The organism is Bacillus sp. FSL W8-0629 (assembly GCF_038593225.1).
In the GTDB taxonomy this organism is placed as follows: domain Bacteria; phylum Bacillota; class Bacilli; order Bacillales; family Bacillaceae; genus Bacillus; species Bacillus altitudinis.
The window spans coordinates 1,818,734-1,836,197 of sequence record NZ_CP151975.1 but is presented as its reverse complement, the minus strand read 5'-3'; the positions used below and the strand labels follow the sequence as shown (position 1 = coordinate 1,836,197).

15 protein-coding genes are annotated in these 17,464 nt (G+C 41.3%); 14 read left to right on the top strand and 1 reads right to left on the bottom strand.

The window, feature by feature from the left end:
* Positions 1-39: 39 nt before the first annotated feature.
* Positions 40-1,563, bottom strand: coding sequence for an MDR family MFS transporter (locus NSQ17_RS09360; protein ID WP_342468060.1), 1,524 nt, complete (start codon positions 1,561-1,563; stop codon positions 40-42).
* A 170-nt stretch (positions 1,564-1,733) separates the two neighbouring features.
* On the opposite strand from NSQ17_RS09360, the gene NSQ17_RS09355 reads away from it, so the two are divergent.
* The 14 genes from NSQ17_RS09355 (at position 1,734) to NSQ17_RS09290 (ending at position 17,287) form a co-directional block, all read left to right on the top strand.
* Positions 1,734-2,153 (top strand): MarR family transcriptional regulator, encoded by a 420-nt coding sequence (locus NSQ17_RS09355; RefSeq protein ID WP_335350305.1) that lies wholly within the window; start codon positions 1,734-1,736, stop codon positions 2,151-2,153.
* A gap of 168 nt (positions 2,154-2,321) precedes the next feature.
* Complete coding sequence (locus tag NSQ17_RS09350) at positions 2,322-3,917, top strand: T7SS effector LXG polymorphic toxin (protein ID WP_342468095.1); 1,596 nt, start codon at positions 2,322-2,324, stop codon at positions 3,915-3,917.
* A 14-nt stretch (positions 3,918-3,931) separates the two neighbouring features.
* A complete protein-coding gene (locus tag NSQ17_RS09345) occupies positions 3,932-4,387 on the top strand; it encodes a hypothetical protein (protein WP_024719050.1) in 456 nt (151 codons plus the stop codon).
* Positions 4,388-4,547: 160 nt separating this feature from the next.
* On the top strand, positions 4,548-4,847 hold the full coding sequence (locus tag NSQ17_RS09340) for a contact-dependent growth inhibition system immunity protein (protein WP_024719051.1): 300 nt from the start codon (positions 4,548-4,550) through the stop codon (positions 4,845-4,847).
* A gap of 398 nt (positions 4,848-5,245) precedes the next feature.
* Entirely contained in the window at positions 5,246-7,318 is a 2,073-nt protein-coding gene (locus NSQ17_RS09335; RefSeq protein WP_342468094.1) for a BglG family transcription antiterminator, read from the top strand.
* 15 nt (positions 7,319-7,333) lie between these two features.
* Positions 7,334-7,600 (top strand): PTS sugar transporter subunit IIB, encoded by a 267-nt coding sequence (locus tag NSQ17_RS09330; RefSeq protein WP_017359544.1) that lies wholly within the window; start codon positions 7,334-7,336, stop codon positions 7,598-7,600.
* Between the two features lie 25 nt (positions 7,601-7,625).
* Entirely contained in the window at positions 7,626-8,888 is a 1,263-nt protein-coding gene (locus tag NSQ17_RS09325) for a PTS ascorbate transporter subunit IIC (protein WP_265786155.1), read from the top strand.
* Between the two features lie 17 nt (positions 8,889-8,905).
* Positions 8,906-9,598: a D-allulose 6-phosphate 3-epimerase gene (gene alsE / locus NSQ17_RS09320; RefSeq protein WP_039167812.1), complete on the top strand. Its 693-nt coding sequence runs from the start codon at positions 8,906-8,908 to the stop codon at positions 9,596-9,598.
* Positions 9,599-9,781: 183 nt separating this feature from the next.
* Entirely contained in the window at positions 9,782-10,822 is a 1,041-nt protein-coding gene (locus NSQ17_RS09315; RefSeq protein ID WP_024719056.1) for a LacI family DNA-binding transcriptional regulator, read from the top strand.
* Between the two features lie 217 nt (positions 10,823-11,039).
* Positions 11,040-12,296: an ABC transporter substrate-binding protein gene (locus tag NSQ17_RS09310; protein ID WP_342468059.1), complete on the top strand. Its 1,257-nt coding sequence runs from the start codon at positions 11,040-11,042 to the stop codon at positions 12,294-12,296.
* A 30-nt stretch (positions 12,297-12,326) separates the two neighbouring features.
* Complete coding sequence (locus NSQ17_RS09305; RefSeq protein WP_100325064.1) at positions 12,327-13,259, top strand: sugar ABC transporter permease; 933 nt, start codon at positions 12,327-12,329, stop codon at positions 13,257-13,259.
* Positions 13,259-14,089, top strand: a complete 831-nt coding sequence (locus tag NSQ17_RS09300) for a carbohydrate ABC transporter permease (protein ID WP_039167804.1) — start codon at positions 13,259-13,261, stop codon at positions 14,087-14,089. The genes NSQ17_RS09305 and NSQ17_RS09300 overlap by 1 nt, the downstream gene beginning before the upstream one ends.
* Positions 14,090-14,120: 31 nt before the next feature.
* Complete coding sequence (locus NSQ17_RS09295) at positions 14,121-15,452, top strand: alpha-glucosidase/alpha-galactosidase (RefSeq protein ID WP_342468058.1); 1,332 nt, start codon at positions 14,121-14,123, stop codon at positions 15,450-15,452.
* A 374-nt stretch (positions 15,453-15,826) separates the two neighbouring features.
* Complete coding sequence (locus tag NSQ17_RS09290; RefSeq protein WP_041092751.1) at positions 15,827-17,287, top strand: CoA-acylating methylmalonate-semialdehyde dehydrogenase; 1,461 nt, start codon at positions 15,827-15,829, stop codon at positions 17,285-17,287.
* Positions 17,288-17,464: the final 177 nt, after the last annotated feature.

The window sequence follows — 17,464 nt, the reverse complement described above, 5'->3', positions numbered from 1 at the left end:
TGAAAAAAAGCAGAGCCGCATCGCTCTGCTTTTTTCACATTATTCGTTTTCTTTCATTTCATTTGATGTACGTACTCGTGCATTTCCCATAAATACGACCGTAATCGCCGCAAGTGCAATCGGGAATAAAGCAATCATAAATACATACGTAATACTTTGTGACATCGCATCAATCACTTTATTTAAAATATCAGGCGGAATTTGTGAGCGTGCCCCCTCTTGGAAAATGGCTTGTGGATCACCAACTTGAGAAGAAGCTCCTTTCATTCCGCTAAAAGCATCTGCTAAACGATTTGTTAGGACATTGGTTTGAATCGTTCCAAAAATCGTCACGCCTAAAGTCATCCCAAGTGATCTCATGAACGAATTGGTAGAATTAGCACTGCCGCGGTAGCGCGGAGAGAGATCATTCATTGAAGCAGATGGCAGAAGGGAGAAGCTAAATCCAACGCCAAAACCTGAAATCATCATAAAGAGCGTAAGCCACAATCTTGCTGTATCAGGCGACATATTGGCAAGCAGCAGCATCCCAGCAAAAAATGAAATCACAGAGATGGTCATTAATCGTCTAAAAGGTACTTTCGTCTGCATCGTTCCGCCAATCATACTGCCAATCACGGACCCAATCATCATCGGTGTTAAAATAAACCCAGCACTTGTTGCAGATTCACCGTACACTGCCTGGATGAAGATAGGAATAAAGACAGCTAGAATAATAAACGTCCCGCCATATAAAAACGCCAAAATTTGAGATGTCGCAAACAAACGATTTTTAAACATCCAAAATGAAATGATCGGTTCTTCTGCCTTCCGTTCAACAATGAAGAAGATGGTGCCAAAGACAACAAACACAGCAAATAGTGTCAAGATTTGAACAGAATCCCACGCATACGATTTACCGCCAAGCTCAAGGGCGAACATTAAACTGACAACCGCAACGACAAGTGTAATGGCACCTGACCAGTCAATTTTCTGCTTACGATGCTCGAGCGATTCTTGATAAAATTTGGCGATCAAGAACACACTGACAATACCGATTGGTACGTTAATATAAAACACCCAATGCCAGCCGATCGAATCCGTAATAATTGCTCCTAACAGCGGTCCTAATACACTGGATAGACCAAAAACTGCACCAAACATACCGGACATTTTCCCGCGCTTTTCTGGCGGGAAGATATCAAAGATAATCGTGAAAGCGATCGGAAGAAGAGCACCGCCTCCAAGTCCTTGAATCGCACGGTAAATAATGAGCTGATCCATTGTTTGTGCGATGCCGCACAGCGCAGATCCAATTAAAAAGAAAATAAGTCCAAACAGAAAAAAACGCTTTCGACCATACATATCTGAAAGCTTTCCATAAATCGGCATACCGGCCATCACTGCCACCATATAAGAAGCAGTCACCCAAGCAAATTTATCAAAACTGCCCAAATCGGCGACGATGCTTCCCATTGCTGTTGCGACAATGGTGTTGTCCATCGCTGCCATAAAAATCCCTAACAGCAAACCGATGACAACAAAGCGAGTGGATGCCTTGCCTTTATGATCCACGTTATTCATTTCATTTACCTCCTGCTTACGTTCTCTTCACTTTTTTGCTATGATCAAGTTAATTATAAAGTAAGAGAACATTTATCTTGATGATCAAGATAAATTGATTTTAAAGGGAGGAGAACAAGTTGTCAACAAAGAACGAGGCAGAAGATCGAGCGGACCAGATCATACATACGATGAGACGCCTTGCTACACGAACAGTCCTATTTCACCAAGCAGCCGCTCAATCGCTCGGCCTTTTCCCAACAGATCTCAAATCAGCAGATTTGTTAAACGAACTTGGACCACTCACAGCAGGTGAATTAAGTGAAAAAACCGGTCTTAGCTCAGGTGCGGTCACCGCTCTCATTGACCGGTTAGAAAAAGCAGGCTACGTCAAAAGGGAGAAGGACCCAAAAGACAAGCGAAGGGTCATCATTGTTCCATTAACGGCTGGGAAATCACAAGTGAAGGAACTCTTTCTATCTTTATCGGCATCCACCAAAAAACTCACAAATGAATACAAGCCTGAAGAATTGGATTTAATCATTCAATTTATTACCGAAGCAGCTGAGGTCATGGATCAAGAGCTGCAATTGCTTAAGTCTAAGTCTTAAGAGAGCACAATGTTAAGGGGGTGCTTTTCTTTGAAAAATAAAATAGCGAGGATATGCTTCTGATCATTTACATATTAAGTACTGTTTTTGTATCTTTATTCCTATTTAATGACAAACTTCGTGTTGGTAAAATTGACCTCGTCAATGAATAGGAAGGAGTGAATTCTTCTGGGCAAGATACTTGATGCAAAAGCACTAACCAGTGCCATGGATACAAGGGCAAAACACTACCAGGAACTACGAGAACAAATGGTCGATTTAAAAAAGGCACTTCAAGGTGTTGCCAACCTCGGTGACGACTTCACTGGAAAAGGTGCCGATAACATTAAAAGCTTCTACAAAGAACTCGCCGGAAATGTGGACATGTTTATTAGCTTCATTGATAAACAAAAAGCCTTTCATGAAGGTGTTTCTGGGACACTTGATGATACAAATTTCGGCGGCGACACCTTTGTAGAAGAACACTTTTTAGACAACGCTGTACATATGGGAATCAAGAATGCCAAAAGCATCGTGAAGGATCAAAAAAAGGCACTCAAAACGATTTTTCAAGATATTGATGACCTCATTTCTCTGGATGTATTTGATAGTAAAACCTTTGACGAAAAAATTGCAGATGCGGAAGATGAACGGAAGAAAACGGTTAAAGATTTAATAGAACTTGATCAAAATCTAAAAGATGAATATGCTTTGTCAGAGACTGAGGAGAAGGCTACAATGGCATTGTACGCAGAAATGATCAATGCCACAAATGACGGAAAGTCCATTTCGCCTATGAATTTTGACAAGAAAGCGTATCAAAATAGCGAAATCTACAAGGCAAAAAGCGATATTGAGAAGCAAACTTCTGAATATCTAAAAATCAAAAAAGATCAAGAAGAAGCTCGCAAGATTGCAAAGGAACAAGAAGCGCTCGCCAACCGTCCGTGGTATGAAAAAGCTCTTGATTACGGAGGAAATATCGTCAATGAACTGACAGGCGTGAACGATGCAAAACGTGCCGCAACAGGTGTCGATCCGATCACAGGTGAAGAACTCACCGCAGGCCAGCGAGTCGCCGCAGGCGGCATGGCAGCAGCAGGATACATCCCAATCGTCGGTTGGGCAGGACGTATTTTCAAAGGCGGAAAAGCCGTCTATAAAACAACTCAAGCCACGTCAGCCGCAGTCAGGGCAGTGGACATTTACAAGACGTCACAAAAATCCTTTGACGCCCTGAAAACATCTCAAAAAGGTTTATATGGCCTCACCGCCACAAACGGCTTCAGCGAAGCAATTACAGGTCGAGACATGTTTGGAAACAAAGTCTCGAAAGAACAGCAGGAAGCGAGTATGAATGCGGCTCTGGGGATGCTTTTACCGTTTGGGGCAAAAGGGTTTCATGGGAAGATAGGGTTAAGTTCTCAAAGTCCAGAAGGATTTAATCGAAAAAGGGCTTTGCGACACGCTAAGGATTTAGGGGGGATACCTAGATCTCAACAACCTACTCGTCAATGGCAAGTAGGAGATAATGTTTTTAAGAAAGGGCAAGAACATCGTAATTATGAGTACAGTTCTAACCATACTCACCATGGTCGGTACTATGAATTTGATACCCCAAAAGGAAAAAGAGTTATAGTACAACATACTAATGATGGAAAATTACACACTCATGCAGGGAAACCAAAAGAGGGTGCCGATCCATTTAATTATGATTTTAAAAAAGAAAGATATTCAAATATATATGGACCAAATGGTGATCACCATATCTATTATAATGAATAACGAGGAATGAAAAAATGGTATATAAAAATGAAAAAATACAGAAAAAAATTGCTTTGATGAATGCTAAAAAGAAAATACAACAATTAGCATATATTGAGGTAATTGATTTTGAAGATGATGCTTCTCAATGGCTAAAATTATGTGAAACAGTATTAAAACAATTTCGTCAAATAGATTCAACACCTTCCGAAATATTAACAAATACAGACAAAGACTCGATTATGACTTGGTTAAAAAATTCATTAGATTTTCTCAAAGAGAAAAAAGAATGGTTTATTTTAATTGAAAATGACCCTTTTCCTGTTTGGGCAAATGTAAAAGCTTTAGATTTCGATAAGGCAATTGAAGAAATTTGGCTATTTTCAGAGAATCATAGCATCATTGTAGCAGATAAAATAACAGGTAAAATTGCTCAAATATTTTCAGAAGAAAAACACTTTGAACTTCATATTGGAAACTGCGCAATTTAATTGTAAGCAAGATTAATTAATCAAAGAGCAGAGCCACAACCTGAAATCTCTCGTTTGACATTAATTAGGTTAGCAAACACCACTACATTGTTTTCTATGAGATGAAGGTTTTTAAATTCGACTATTTAAACTGATAATTTTAATTATGATAGGTGATTCAATGAATGAGAGCTCCAGTTATTTAAAGAAGTTAAAAGATTTTTTAGGTGGTTCATTTCATCAGGATATCGTGTCACCAGAAGAAGCGTTAGATGAGTTTATTCATGAAGCTAGCAAAGAATGTCTGCTGTCCACTATAAAGGATTGTCAGGATTTTTCGAATAGTCCTTTAACAATACAGGAAAAAGAAAGCTTTATCGAAAATAATGCAGAAATCTACTTTCCGGCGATCTCATTAAATCCTCTACAGTGGTTTGATAAAGTAATAGAGGAAATGAAAGAAGCAGTGAAAATGAAGTAACAAAATGAATCTTGATTGTCTTTATGCCTTTTAAGGTTTTTGTGTTTGTTGCGCTTCAAACCGAATAAAACCGAAACAAAGGCTATTGGCCCTGTGATGAATGTCCGTTTTATGCAGTATATATGGGTGAATCAAGAACGCGAAAGGCATTGAGAAATATTAAAATATAGGCATTCAAAAAGATTTACCAGGACATTCATGACCTCATTCCTTTCATAATAAAAGAAGACAAAGAACTCTTTGGATATAAGTTTAAAAGCACACTCATACGGGTGTGCTTTTTTGACGAAAAAACAGCACCCAAAAGCTGCACAGCATTTACTGAAGACATTTGGACTTCTTTGACGCATGGGAGTTGATTAGACTTATAACCAAAGGGAAGAAGGGAGGGATTCCAACTGCACTTAACCAAGAGGGGCACGACTTTATTATCGATGCTGCTTCACACGACCACTTATCTATCAATTGAAGATTTACAGAATCGACTGAATGTCTCTACTCGAACGGTCTACGCTGAAATCAAACGAATGAATAGTTGGCTGGAAACCCATCAGCTTAGTGGCGTCCAGCGAAAAGATCAACGAGGCTACTATTTAAATCCACACGAGAAAGAAGTCATTATCGAAAAAGCTGACACTGTTCTTGTCGGTCATGACTATGAACCATGTGTAAAAGAAAGACGTGCCATCTTGCTCCTTTCCATTGCATGCAGTGAGAAGCATCTAAAAATTGATGATTTTATGGAGATGACGAAGGTAAGCCGCAATACACTGCTTGAAGATATGAAACAACTAAAAGAAGCACTTTCAAAACAGCAGCTTACACTTCATTATCAGGCGGCCAGTGGCTATTTAATTTCAGGAGAAGAAAGAACAATTCGGTTGGCGCTGAAACCTTATATTCATTTCATTCGCAACATGATAAAAAATGAAAAAACATTTCCATCGGTTTGGTTAAAGGGTCCTATCTCATATAAGAGAATACATGCTCTCCTTCAACAGTCCGAACAAGATCTGAAGCTTGAGTTTGCAGATGACATGCTGGATCAGCTGTCTATGGATCTCTTTTTCTACTTTAAACGGATGAAGCTAGGACGTGCTGTACACATTTCAACAGAAGAAAAACGGACACTGCAGGAAACAGATGAATGCTTGGCTGCTATTCGTTTCATGGCGCAAATTCAAAAAGAAACCAGTCTTTTGGTTCATGATGATGAAATCTATTTTCTTAGTACGCTATGGCTCAGTGCCAAAAAACAAAAACTTCCAACAAGTCAAAAACCAGAAGAACATCTCATTCGAACCATTGCGAGACAAATGATCATTGACTTTCAGCGTTATGCGTGTATTTCCTTCCAGGAAGTAGAAGTCTTGGAACAAAACTTAACCATGCATTTAATTCCGGCCTATTATAGGCTCATCTATCACATTGATATCATCAATGAATTAACAGATTCCATGAAACATGCACAGCCAGAGGTGTTTGACATCACGCAAAAGGTTGCTTGTCATTTAGAGAAGGCGGCCTGTTCAAAGATGAGCGATCATGAAATTGCCTATGTGGCGATGCATTTTGGCGGCTGGATGAGAAGAGAAGGGATTTCGTCGATTGCGAAACGTTCTGTTTACATTGTCTGCGGAGAAGGAATTGGCACAAGTCACATGCTGAAAACGCAGCTTCTTGAATTAATCGGTTACATCGACATACGCGGACTGTTATCAAAACGTTCATATGAAGAATTAACATCCATTGATGCCGACTTTGTTGTGTCAACGACACCTATTTCGTTTAAAGGAAAACCTGTTCATCTCGTTCACCCTATTCTCACTGCTTATGAGAAAAAAACATTGCTTCAATATGGAGAAGGCTCAGAACCTAAGCTTGATGAGCACCATGTGAATGCTTTATTCAATATCATTCAGCAGCATACCATCGTTCAAAATGAAAAAGCATTGCTTCATGACTTGAAGGAGCTGCTTCATTCCACATATGTATCACACCAGAAAGGGTGGAAACCAGTGTTAAACGATTTATTAACAGAAGAAACCATTCAGCTCCAGCAAACAGCAGACACATGGCAGGAGGCCATTACAAAAGCAGCGCAGCCTTTGCTTGATCAACAAGCGATTCAGGAAAGTTATGTGAAAGCGATGATCCAGTCTGTTCATCAAAATGGCCCTTATATTGTGATTGCGCCACAAGTGGCGATTCCGCATGCCAGGCCAGAGGATGGCGTGAACAAATTAAGCATGTCACTTATGTCATGTCATCAGCCCGTTTTCTTTTCAAAGGATGGAAAAAAGCAAGTTCGGCTCATCATTGTATTAGCTGCCATTGACAGTATGACCCACCTGAAAGCACTCAAACAGCTGACGATGCTGTTAAGTGAAGAAAAACGGGTGAGACAATTGATTGAAGCAGAGAAATTAGCAACCATCCAACAACTAATCAATCAATTTTCACAAGTATAAAGGAGGAAAAAGAGGATGAAAAAAATTCTAGTTGTATGCGGAAACGGTTTAGGAAGCAGCTTTATTGTTGAAATGAATGTCAAAAAGGCTTTAGAAGAATTAGGACTTTTAGCGGAAGTGGACCACACCGATCTCAGTACAAGCAAAAATGAACAAGCAGACCTCTATATCGGCGCAACAGACATTATCGATCAGCTGGATGACGGCACAAGAAAGGTCGCTGGATTAAATAACTTGTTAGACCAGGAAGCCATTAAAGACGTCCTTCGCAAACACATATAATCGACGAAAAAGGGGGATTCACATCATGATAGAACTGATCATGAACGATATATTGGGCACACCCGCAATTCTCATCGGTTTGTTTGCACTGGCTGGTTTACTTTTGCAGAAAAAGTCAGCTGCCGATACTGTATCAGGCACCTTAAAAACAACAATGGGTTTTTTAATATTAGGAGCGGGCGCCACAGTCGTATCTGATTCACTTGGGGTTTTCAGGAAGATGTTTGAAGCAGCGTTTCACATTCAAGGGGTTGTCCCAAATACAGATGCCATGGCGGCCATCGCCCAAAAGGAATTCGGTACACAGACAGCGCTCATTATGATTTTTGGTATGGTGGTCAATTTGCTTTTGGCAAAATTCACACCCTTTAAATACGTCTTTTTAACTGGGCATCATACGCTATATATGGCGGCTATGCTTGCAGTCGTTCTGTCAACAGCCGGCATGCAAGGAACGCTGCTGATCACCATTGGTTCAATCGTATTAGGTGCAGCGATGGTCATTGCTCCCGCAATCCTTCAGCCGTTTACAAGGAAAGTCACTGGAAGTGATGATCTGGCACTCGGTCATTTCAGTACGTTCGGCTATTTTACAGCGGGAATGATCGGCAAATGGGTCGGGCGCCCAGAGAAATCAACGGAAACCATTCAAGTGCCTAAATCACTCGGTTTTCTAAGAGATACATCGGTGGCCATCTCCATTACGATGGCTTTGCTTTTCTTTGCGATTGCACCGTTTGCGGGAATTTCATATATAGAAAACATTAGTGGTGGTACGAACTTTGCTGTCTTCATTCTCATTCAGGCTATTACCTTTGCTGCTGGGGTGTACATTATTTTAGCAGGTGTACGGATGGCAATCGGGGAAATTGTGCCTGCTTTCAAAGGGATTGCCGATCGTTTCGTCAAAGGGGCAAAGCCGGCACTTGATGCGCCAACTGTTTTCCCATTTGCTCCAAATGCAGTGATCATCGGTTTTTTATGCAGTTTTGCTGGAGGCATCGTGTCTATTTTCCTTCTTCCTTTGTTTGGTTTAACTGTCATTGTTCCTGGACTTGTGCCGCACTTTTTCTGCGGTGCGACAGCGGGCGTATATGGCAATGCAACAGGGGGAGTGAGAGGTGCAGTCGCCGGTTCCTTTGTGAATGGAATACTCCTTTCATTTTTACCAGCTTGTTTACTTCCTGTGTTAGGCACTCTTGGCTTTGAAGGGACAACATTTGGCGATACAGACTTCGGTATCATCGGAATCTTGATTGGATTGATCAAATTTATATTTCATCTTTAAAAAGGAGGCATTTCAGGATGACAGCTATTTTCTCACCTTCATTGATGTGCATGGATTTAACGCACTTCCGTGAACAAATTCAGCTTCTGAACACAAGGGCAGATCGTTATCATGTCGACGTCATGGATGGTCATTATGTAAAAAATATGACCTTATCACCCTTTTTCATTGAACAACTTCGGAAACTGACAGACGTTCCGATTGATGTTCATCTAATGGCCGAACAGCCTCAGGAATTTTTAATTGATGCATGTATTGATGCAGGCGCAACGATGATTTGTTTACATCCAGAAGTGGTGCAAAGAGACGTTTTTCGAATCATTCGGCATATCCACGAAAGAAAGTGTGAGGTCGGCTTTGTTCTCAATCCCGCCACACCAGTTGCAGCATTAGATGCTTTTATTCATTTAATAGACCGGGTGACAATCATGACAATTGATCCAGGGTTTGCTGGTCAGCCTTTTATCAAAGAAATGCTTCCGAAAATGAAAGAGGTGAAAGAAATCAAAGAGAAGGGGGGATACTCATTTTCAATTGAGGTAGACGGCTCTTGTAATGAAAGCACGTTCCGATTGCTTGCTGAGGCAGGAAATGAAATTTACATCATCGGCACCTCAGGTTTATTTGGACTTCACGAAGAATTAGATAAAGCATGGGAAATAATGAAGCAATTGTTCGCAAAAGAAACAGCCACAATGAAATCACCTTAGTAAAAAAGAGGATGAAGCCCATCCTCTTTTTTACGCAATTTTACTAAACAAACTATCTCCTTATCAAAACATACTCAAAAACTTCATAAAAGCACAAATTTATAATTGAAAGCGCTTTATTTATGTGTTATTCTTCAAATATCTTTAGTAAACATTTAGTCAAAAATGATGAGGAGTTTGCCTATGACTACACTCAAAGATATTGCTCATGATGCAAAAGTATCCGTCTCTACTGTATCCCGTGTGTTAAATGGCGACCAAACGCTTGCCGTTTCACACGCAACAAGACAAAACATCCTCGACATAGCCAAGAAATTAAACTATACCCCAGTCAGAGCAAGAAAAGCCGACCAAGCAGAAGTAAAAAGCCCACCCGCATCCCCAGTCATCGGTGTCGTTGTCGCCCAATCCATTGACGAAGAATTAAATGATCCTTTTTTTTCATCGATTCGAAAAGGAATTGAAAAAGAATATGCCAAACAAGGTCTGTCCACTCTCCATACCTTTCGCCTAAGAAACATGGATAAAGGGGCGATACTAAAGGATATTGACGGTTTGATTGTCATTGGACGAATCAGCCCTGATACGGTTGAAAAAATGACAAACCGTATGGAACATATCGTTTTTATCAATCATTATGCGGATGAAGATTTGTATGATTGTGTACATGTGGATTTTGTCAGAGCGGCAGATCGTGCCATTCGTCATCTGCAATCTCTCGGCTATACACATCTAGGCTATATTGGCGGGAAAGAGAGGGAGCATTATTTCGAAGGAAATGCTGTGATTGAGGACGAAAGACAAACAACTTTTATCAAAAGAATGCAAGAAGCGGGAACTCTTCATATGAATGACATCCACATAGGCGAATATTCGATGCAAGAAGGCTACTCACTTATGCAAAAAGCCATTCAGAAAGGAAAGCTTCCAGAAGCCTTTTTTATCGGAAGTGACTCTATGGCAATAGGCGCTATGCGTGCGCTACATGAAGCCGGTCTTCGTGTACCTCAAGATGTCTCAATCGTGGGATTTAATGATATCGAAGCCGCTTCCTTTTCAAGCCCGCCGCTCACAACGGTCAAAGTATATACAGAAGAAATGGGGGAAGTAGGTCTAAAGCTTTTGCTTGAGCGGATAGAAGGCAGAAAGCTTCCTCTAAAAGTCGTCGTGCCAACAAAGCTCATGCAAAGAGGCAGCACATGCCCAATCCATGAAAGGGGGTGAATAAGCATTTCAGTAAACAAAAAAGAGACAAAAAAGCAGGAAGGGAGCTGCTGAGCATGATGGCCAGATCATGCTGAAAACAACGCAGTTTACCCAATTGCTCTCTTATCTCTTTGAAAAGAATAGAATTCCAGTATAATGGACTTCTTTTGTTTCCGCAACTGCATGAATTCTACCTATAATCGTCTGAATTTTCAGTGATCAAAAGGAGGAAACGATGAATAAAAAAAATTTGATGCTGTGTGTAGCTCTAGTTTTGTCGATAATCTTGTCTGCTTGTGGCAATAACGGTGCGTCTGAAGCAAACGGAAAAGTGACCTTGACTCTATTCTCTACAATGAGCAACAGCGGGGAGAGAAAAGCATTTGAAGAAGTGATCCGTGACTTTGAAAAAGAACATCAAAACATCCGAATTGATGCCAACTTCCCTGGCAACAGCTATGAAGATATGATACGCGTCAAAATGGGCGCAAACGACATGCCAGACCTATTTGATACACACGGCTGGGCCAAGCTGCGATATAGCGAATACGTGGCTGATCTAAAGGAGATGGACTGGGTAAAACAACTCGATCCTTCACTCGATCAAATTTTAAAAGACAAAGATGGCAAAGTCTATGCCTATCCGCTGAATCAAGCAAAAGACGGACTCAGCTTTAATGCCAATCTATTAAAAGAATATGGCATAAAAGTTCCTAAAACACTGAATGAACTGAAAAGTGCTTTACAGACTGTCAAAGAAAAAAGTAAAGGAGACGTTGTGCCGCTCTGGATCCCAGGAGGCGATAATTCTAATATTGCCCAAGTCTTTGATGAGCTGGCAACGCCTTTACTCATTACCGATCAAAAACATCAATACGGAAAAGACCTTGAAAATGGATCATTTGATTGGTCTCACTATACACCGCTTGCACAGTTTATGAAGGAGCTGAAAGATCAAGACCTTTTAAACAAAGATGTACTCACTGCGAAACTATCTCAAGCACCTGAGCTGATGGCACAAAACAAAATCGCTTTCACCTTTGTGGGAGGATCTTTAGGACCTGAGGCGACTGAACTCAATCAATCGATCAAAGTAGGTACCATGCCCGTACCAGCGATTCATGAAGGAGATGAGCAAAGCTGGATTGGCGGGGAACGCTTTACTGTTGCGGCATGGAAAGACTCCAAGCATCTAAAAGAAGCACAACAATTCATTGACTTTTTAGCAAAGCCTGAAAACGCAAAAAAAATCGCGGAGGGCACTTCCTCTGAAACGGCTTTAAAAGAAGTCAAAGCCAAAAACTATTACTCTACATTTTACGAGCAATATGAAGATATTAAGATTGAACCATATTTTGATCGGAAATACTTACCGAGCGGCATGTGGGCTGTCATGGCAACGACCGGTCAAGAATTATTAGCAGGCTCCATCACACCGGAACAACTATCGAAGAAAATGGAAGAGGAATATAAGCGTCTGAAAAAACAATAGCAGGCTCATGCTGAAACAGGAGTGAAGCCAATGAGTGACATCACAAAAGAAAAACAGGCGGCGACATTTACCTCTTTTCCAAAACAGAAGATGAAAAATAGCCAAAATTCTTCACTTTGGTGGATGTATCTGCCTGCTGTTCTCGTTGTCAGTACCTTTATCATTTATCCCTTTTTTAACGGGATTCAGCTCTCTTTTACAAATTGGAACGGTTTCTCACAACAGTATAAGTGGATCGGACTGGATCAATACAAACGGCTACTGCAAGATCCAACCACATGGCTTGTTGTGAAAAATACCCTTCTTTACGGCATCGGGAGCACCATCTTACAAAATATGATTGGTCTTGGATATGCACTCTTATTAAATCAAAGTTTAAAAATGAGAGCCATCACAAGAACGGTGATCTATTTACCCGTTATGATCAGCCCGATTGCCATGGGCTATATTTGGTATTTTGTCTTTGCGTACCAAGGTGGTGCTTTAAACGACGTTGTTACCCTTTTTGGATTTGATCCAATGAACGCACTTGGTAATCCGCAGCTAAACACTTGGATCATCGTGTTTGTGAATACGTATCAATTCGTCGGGATTGCCATGATCATTTATTTAGCAGGACTCCAAAGCATTCCTAAAGATTATTATGAAGCAGCACAACTCGACGGAGCTTCAGGTCTTCAGCAATTTTGGCGCATCACATTACCACTTTTAATGCCATCTATCACCATCAATGTTGTGCTCAATGTCATCGGTGGACTTAAATTATTTGATGTCATTGTCGCGCTCACTGGCGGAGGACCCGGAGATTCCTCGCAATCGATGTCGACTTTTATGTACGATTTGTATTTCAAACGGCAGGATGCAGGCTATGCAGCGACGCAAGGTGTCTTTATGGCTGTCATCATCCTTGTCGTTAGTGTTGCAGCGCTTATTTATTTCAAACGAAAGGAGACCGAGGTGTGATGGATAACGCCTATAAACGAAAGAAAAGATGGTACTCCTTACTCGCCCTTTTGATAACATTGCTGCACCTGATTCCATTTTATATTTTAGTCACGACCTCTCTAAAGGGGATAGGAGATTTTAGCTCAAAATGGTTGTTCCCATCAACGCTTCATTTTGAAAACTTTCGCATGGCATGGACAGATGCTCAGCTTGGCCAGTCCTTTTTGAATACAGTGATCATTACGTTCAGCTCGGCTGCCCTACTCATCATCTTTGGATCACTTGCCGCCTATCCGCTCGCAAGAAGAGGAACAAAGCTGAATCAAGCGGTCTATCTCTTATTCATTGCCATTATGGTGATACCGCCGCTCACAGCCCTTGTCCCTTTATACAAAATGGTTGTACAAATTGGCATGATGAATACTTATCAAATCGCTATTTTAAACAATGTTGCTGCTTTTTTGCCACTGACGATTTTTCTATATGCCGGTTTTATCCGGTCGACGATTCCAAAGGAGCTTGAAGAAGCCGCTCGTATTGATGGTGCGGGAACACTTAGAGTCTTTTTCACCGTCGTTTTTCCGCTGCTGAAGCCGATTACCGCTTCTGTTTTAATCATTGCCTGTGTGTATATTTGGAACGACTATCAATTTGCCATCTTCTTCTTGCAAGATAAAGAGATGCATACACTGACAGTCGCCTTATCCAATTTCTTTGGTCAAAATCAACACCAGCTCCAGCTCGTTGGCGCCGCTGCTCTCATTGCGATGCTGCCAATGGTCACGATGTTTTTACTTTTGCAAAAATACTTTATCGCAGGGCTGTCTCAAGGCTCTGTTAAAGGGTAATCCAACCTTGATGTAAAAAGGAGTGTCGTCTATGTCTAAAATCACATTTATCGGTGCAGGAAGTACCGTTTTTGCTAAAAATATATTAGGAGATTGTCTGTTCGTTCCCGCACTTGCCGGCTTTGAATTTGCGTTATATGATATCGACCATAACCGGCTGAAAGAATCAGAAACGATGCTACGTCACTTAAAAGAGAACTACGGTGCACATGTGACCATTCAGTCGTATCACAACCGGAAAGAAGCCTTAAAGAATGCGAAATATGTCATCAATGCCATCCAGGTGGGAGGCTATCAGCCAAGCACTGTTATTGATTTTGAGATTCCAAAAAAATATGGATTAAGACAAACGATTGCAGATACGGTTGGCATCGGCGGCATTTTCCGTTCACTTCGAACCATTCCCGTGATGCTGGACTTCGCAAAGGATATGGAAGAGGTATGTCCACACGCCTTATTATTAAATTACACGAATCCAATGGCCACACTGACTGGCGCTATGCTGCGTTATACTCGGGTTCAAACGGTTGGTCTTTGCCATAGCGTACAGGTGTGTACGAAAGATTTATTTCAATCACTTGAAATGGACCATGAAGGCATTGAAGAAAAAATTGCCGGCATTAACCACATGGCATGGTTATTAGAAGTGAAACGGGACGGTCAAGACTTGTATCCAGAAATCAAAGCAAGAGCAAAAGAAAAACAAAAAACACGGCATCCAGATATGGTTCGTTTTGAACTAATGGATAAATTCGGCTACTATGTCACCGAATCCTCAGAGCACAATGCAGAATATCATCCGTATTTTATCAAATCTCGTTATCCAGAACTGATTGGACAGTTTAACATTCCGCTCGATGAATATCCAAGACGCTGCGAGGAACAAATCAACAATTGGAATACGATGAAACATGACCTTGTGGGAAACACACAGATCACGCATACGCGCTCTAAAGAATATGGTTCACGTATCATTGAAGCGATTGAAACGAACGTTCCCTTTAAATTTGGTGGAAATGTACTGAACACAGGAGGACTCATTCACAATCTTCCGGAAAAAGCCTGTGTCGAAGTGCCATGTATTGCAGACCGGAGCGGTATCATGCCATGTTATATCGGAGAGATACCTGAACAATTGGCTGGACTCAACCGGACCAATATCAGCTCACAGCTCATGACGATTGAAGCTGCAATCAGCGGCAAAAAAGAACACATTTACCAAGCGGCATTATTAGACCCGCATACAAGTGCTGAATTATCAATTGATGACACCATCAAACTATGTAATGAATTAATTGAAGCACACGGGGAGATGCTCCCGGCTTATACAGAGCCGAGTCAATACGCAATTTCTTCTAAATAACTAACATAAACAGTCTTAACCTGATGCACCTGGCATCAGGTTTTTTTAAATCAACAAACTGCTCATTGACTGAAAGCGTTTTTAATATTATGATTTTTCTAAAGTTAACCAACAGTTAACCAAAAATACATCATCAATTAGTTAACATGATCATGCCACATGACATACAGACAAAACGACCTAAAAGGGGGGACAGATCTGCGGAACCAAAAGAGCTGAAAGCGATAGACTTCACATGTTTTATCAGAACGTAAAGCAAAACTGTGGTTTCATTTGACAAAGAGTGTATACAGATGAAGGCCCCTTAGATGAGACAATGACGATAAATCAACACACGATTACATCACAATCCAAACAAAGAGGAGAGAGGGAACATGACCAAAACAGATGTACAAACGTTGAAAAATTATATTGGCGGACAATGGGTGGACGCCGAAACGAACCAAACGGAAGCTGTTTATAATCCAGCTACTGGCGAAGTCATCGCAGAAGTACCGCTTTCAACAAAAACGGATGTAGAACATGCAGTCCAAGCAGCACAGGAAGCGTTCACCACTTGGTCTAAAACAGCTGTTCCCCGGCGGGCACGTATTTTATTTAAATACCAACAGTTACTCGTTGAGAAATGGGATGAGTTGGCTGAACTCGTCACGCTGGAAAACGGAAAAAGTGTAACAGAAGCAAAAGGAGAGGTGCAGCGAGGAATTGAATGTGTGGAATTTGCCGCTGGTGCACCAACCTTAATGATGGGGAAACAACTGCCTGATATTGCGACTGGTCTAGAGTCTGGCATGTACCGCTACCCAATTGGCGTCATCGGCGGCATTACCCCGTTTAACTTTCCGATGATGGTCCCATGCTGGATGTTCCCGCTTGCCATCGCTTGCGGAAATACATTTGTTTTAAAGCCTTCAGAACGGACGCCAATCCTTGCTGCACGGTTAGCAGAACTATTTGAAGAAGCGGGACTTCCAAAAGGTGTGCTCAACATTGTCAATGGCGCTCACGATGTAGTAAACGGTCTGCTTGAACATGAAAAGGTAAAAGCCATTTCGTTTGTCGGCTCTCAGCCAGTCGCAGAATACGTCTATAAAAAAGGGACAGCACATGGTAAACGTGTACAAGCACTTGCCGGTGCAAAAAATCACTCCATCGTCTTGAAAGATGCTGATTTAGAATCGGCAACAAAACAGATCATTGGTGCTGCTTTTGGATCAGCAGGTGAACGCTGCATGGCAGCAGCCGTTGTCGCAGTGGAAGAAGACGTGGCGGACGACTTGATTCAACAATTGGTCGATGAATCCAACCAGCTTGTCATCGGAAACGGAATAAATGAAGATGTCTTTCTCGGACCAGTCATTCGGAAAGAGCATAAAGAACGAACTCTTCAATATATCCAATCAGGAATTGAAGAAGGCGCAAGCCTGATTCGTGATGGCAGACAAGATAACGAAACAAATGGAGAAGGGTATTTTGTCGGACCAACGATCTTTGATCATGTCACAAATCAAATGAAAATCTGGCAGGACGAGATTTTTGCCCCAGTCTTATCCATTGTCCGTGTCTCATCACTCGCAGAAGCAATCGACCTGTCCAATCAATCAAAATTCGCAAACGGTGCCTGCCTATACACAGACAGCGCTTCAAGCATAAGAGAATTTCGTGAAAACATCGAAGCCGGCATGTTAGGCATTAACATTGGTGTTCCTGCTCCAATGGCTTTCTTCCCATTTTCCGGCTGGAAAGATTCCTTCTACGGAGACTTACACGCCAATGGAACAGACGGAGTAGAGTTTTACACGAGAAAGAAAATGGTGACCGCTCGGTATATGTAGCCTACATTTATTGAACATTGAGGAAGAATGCAGCTCCATCATGGAGACTGCATTTTTTTGTTGTCTTCTAGTTAAAAAGTAAGGGTTTTCATCGCACTCTTTACAAGGATTCACAGGGAGAAATCATTCTTTGTATTCATTCTTCATCACGAAACATCAACATAATTTGAAATTGGG

Coding starts and splice junctions, on each gene's coding strand:
- NSQ17_RS09330 (WP_017359544.1), top strand. CDS start 7,334: ATGAAAAAAATTCTAGTTGTATGCGGAAACGGTTTAGGAAGCAGCTTT.
- NSQ17_RS09315 (WP_024719056.1), top strand. CDS start 9,782: ATGACTACACTCAAAGATATTGCTCATGATGCAAAAGTATCCGTCTCT.
- NSQ17_RS09295 (WP_342468058.1), top strand. CDS start 14,121: ATGTCTAAAATCACATTTATCGGTGCAGGAAGTACCGTTTTTGCTAAA.
- NSQ17_RS09305 (WP_100325064.1), top strand. CDS start 12,327: ATGAGTGACATCACAAAAGAAAAACAGGCGGCGACATTTACCTCTTTT.
- NSQ17_RS09310 (WP_342468059.1), top strand. CDS start 11,040: ATGAATAAAAAAAATTTGATGCTGTGTGTAGCTCTAGTTTTGTCGATA.
- NSQ17_RS09340 (WP_024719051.1), top strand. CDS start 4,548: ATGAATGAGAGCTCCAGTTATTTAAAGAAGTTAAAAGATTTTTTAGGT.
- NSQ17_RS09325 (WP_265786155.1), top strand. CDS start 7,626: ATGATAGAACTGATCATGAACGATATATTGGGCACACCCGCAATTCTC.
- NSQ17_RS09360 (WP_342468060.1), bottom strand. CDS start 1,563: ATGAATAACGTGGATCATAAAGGCAAGGCATCCACTCGCTTTGTTGTC.
- NSQ17_RS09345 (WP_024719050.1), top strand. CDS start 3,932: ATGGTATATAAAAATGAAAAAATACAGAAAAAAATTGCTTTGATGAAT.
- NSQ17_RS09300 (WP_039167804.1), top strand. CDS start 13,259: ATGGATAACGCCTATAAACGAAAGAAAAGATGGTACTCCTTACTCGCC.
- NSQ17_RS09355 (WP_335350305.1), top strand. CDS start 1,734: ATGAGACGCCTTGCTACACGAACAGTCCTATTTCACCAAGCAGCCGCT.
- alsE (WP_039167812.1), top strand. CDS start 8,906: ATGACAGCTATTTTCTCACCTTCATTGATGTGCATGGATTTAACGCAC.
- NSQ17_RS09290 (WP_041092751.1), top strand. CDS start 15,827: ATGACCAAAACAGATGTACAAACGTTGAAAAATTATATTGGCGGACAA.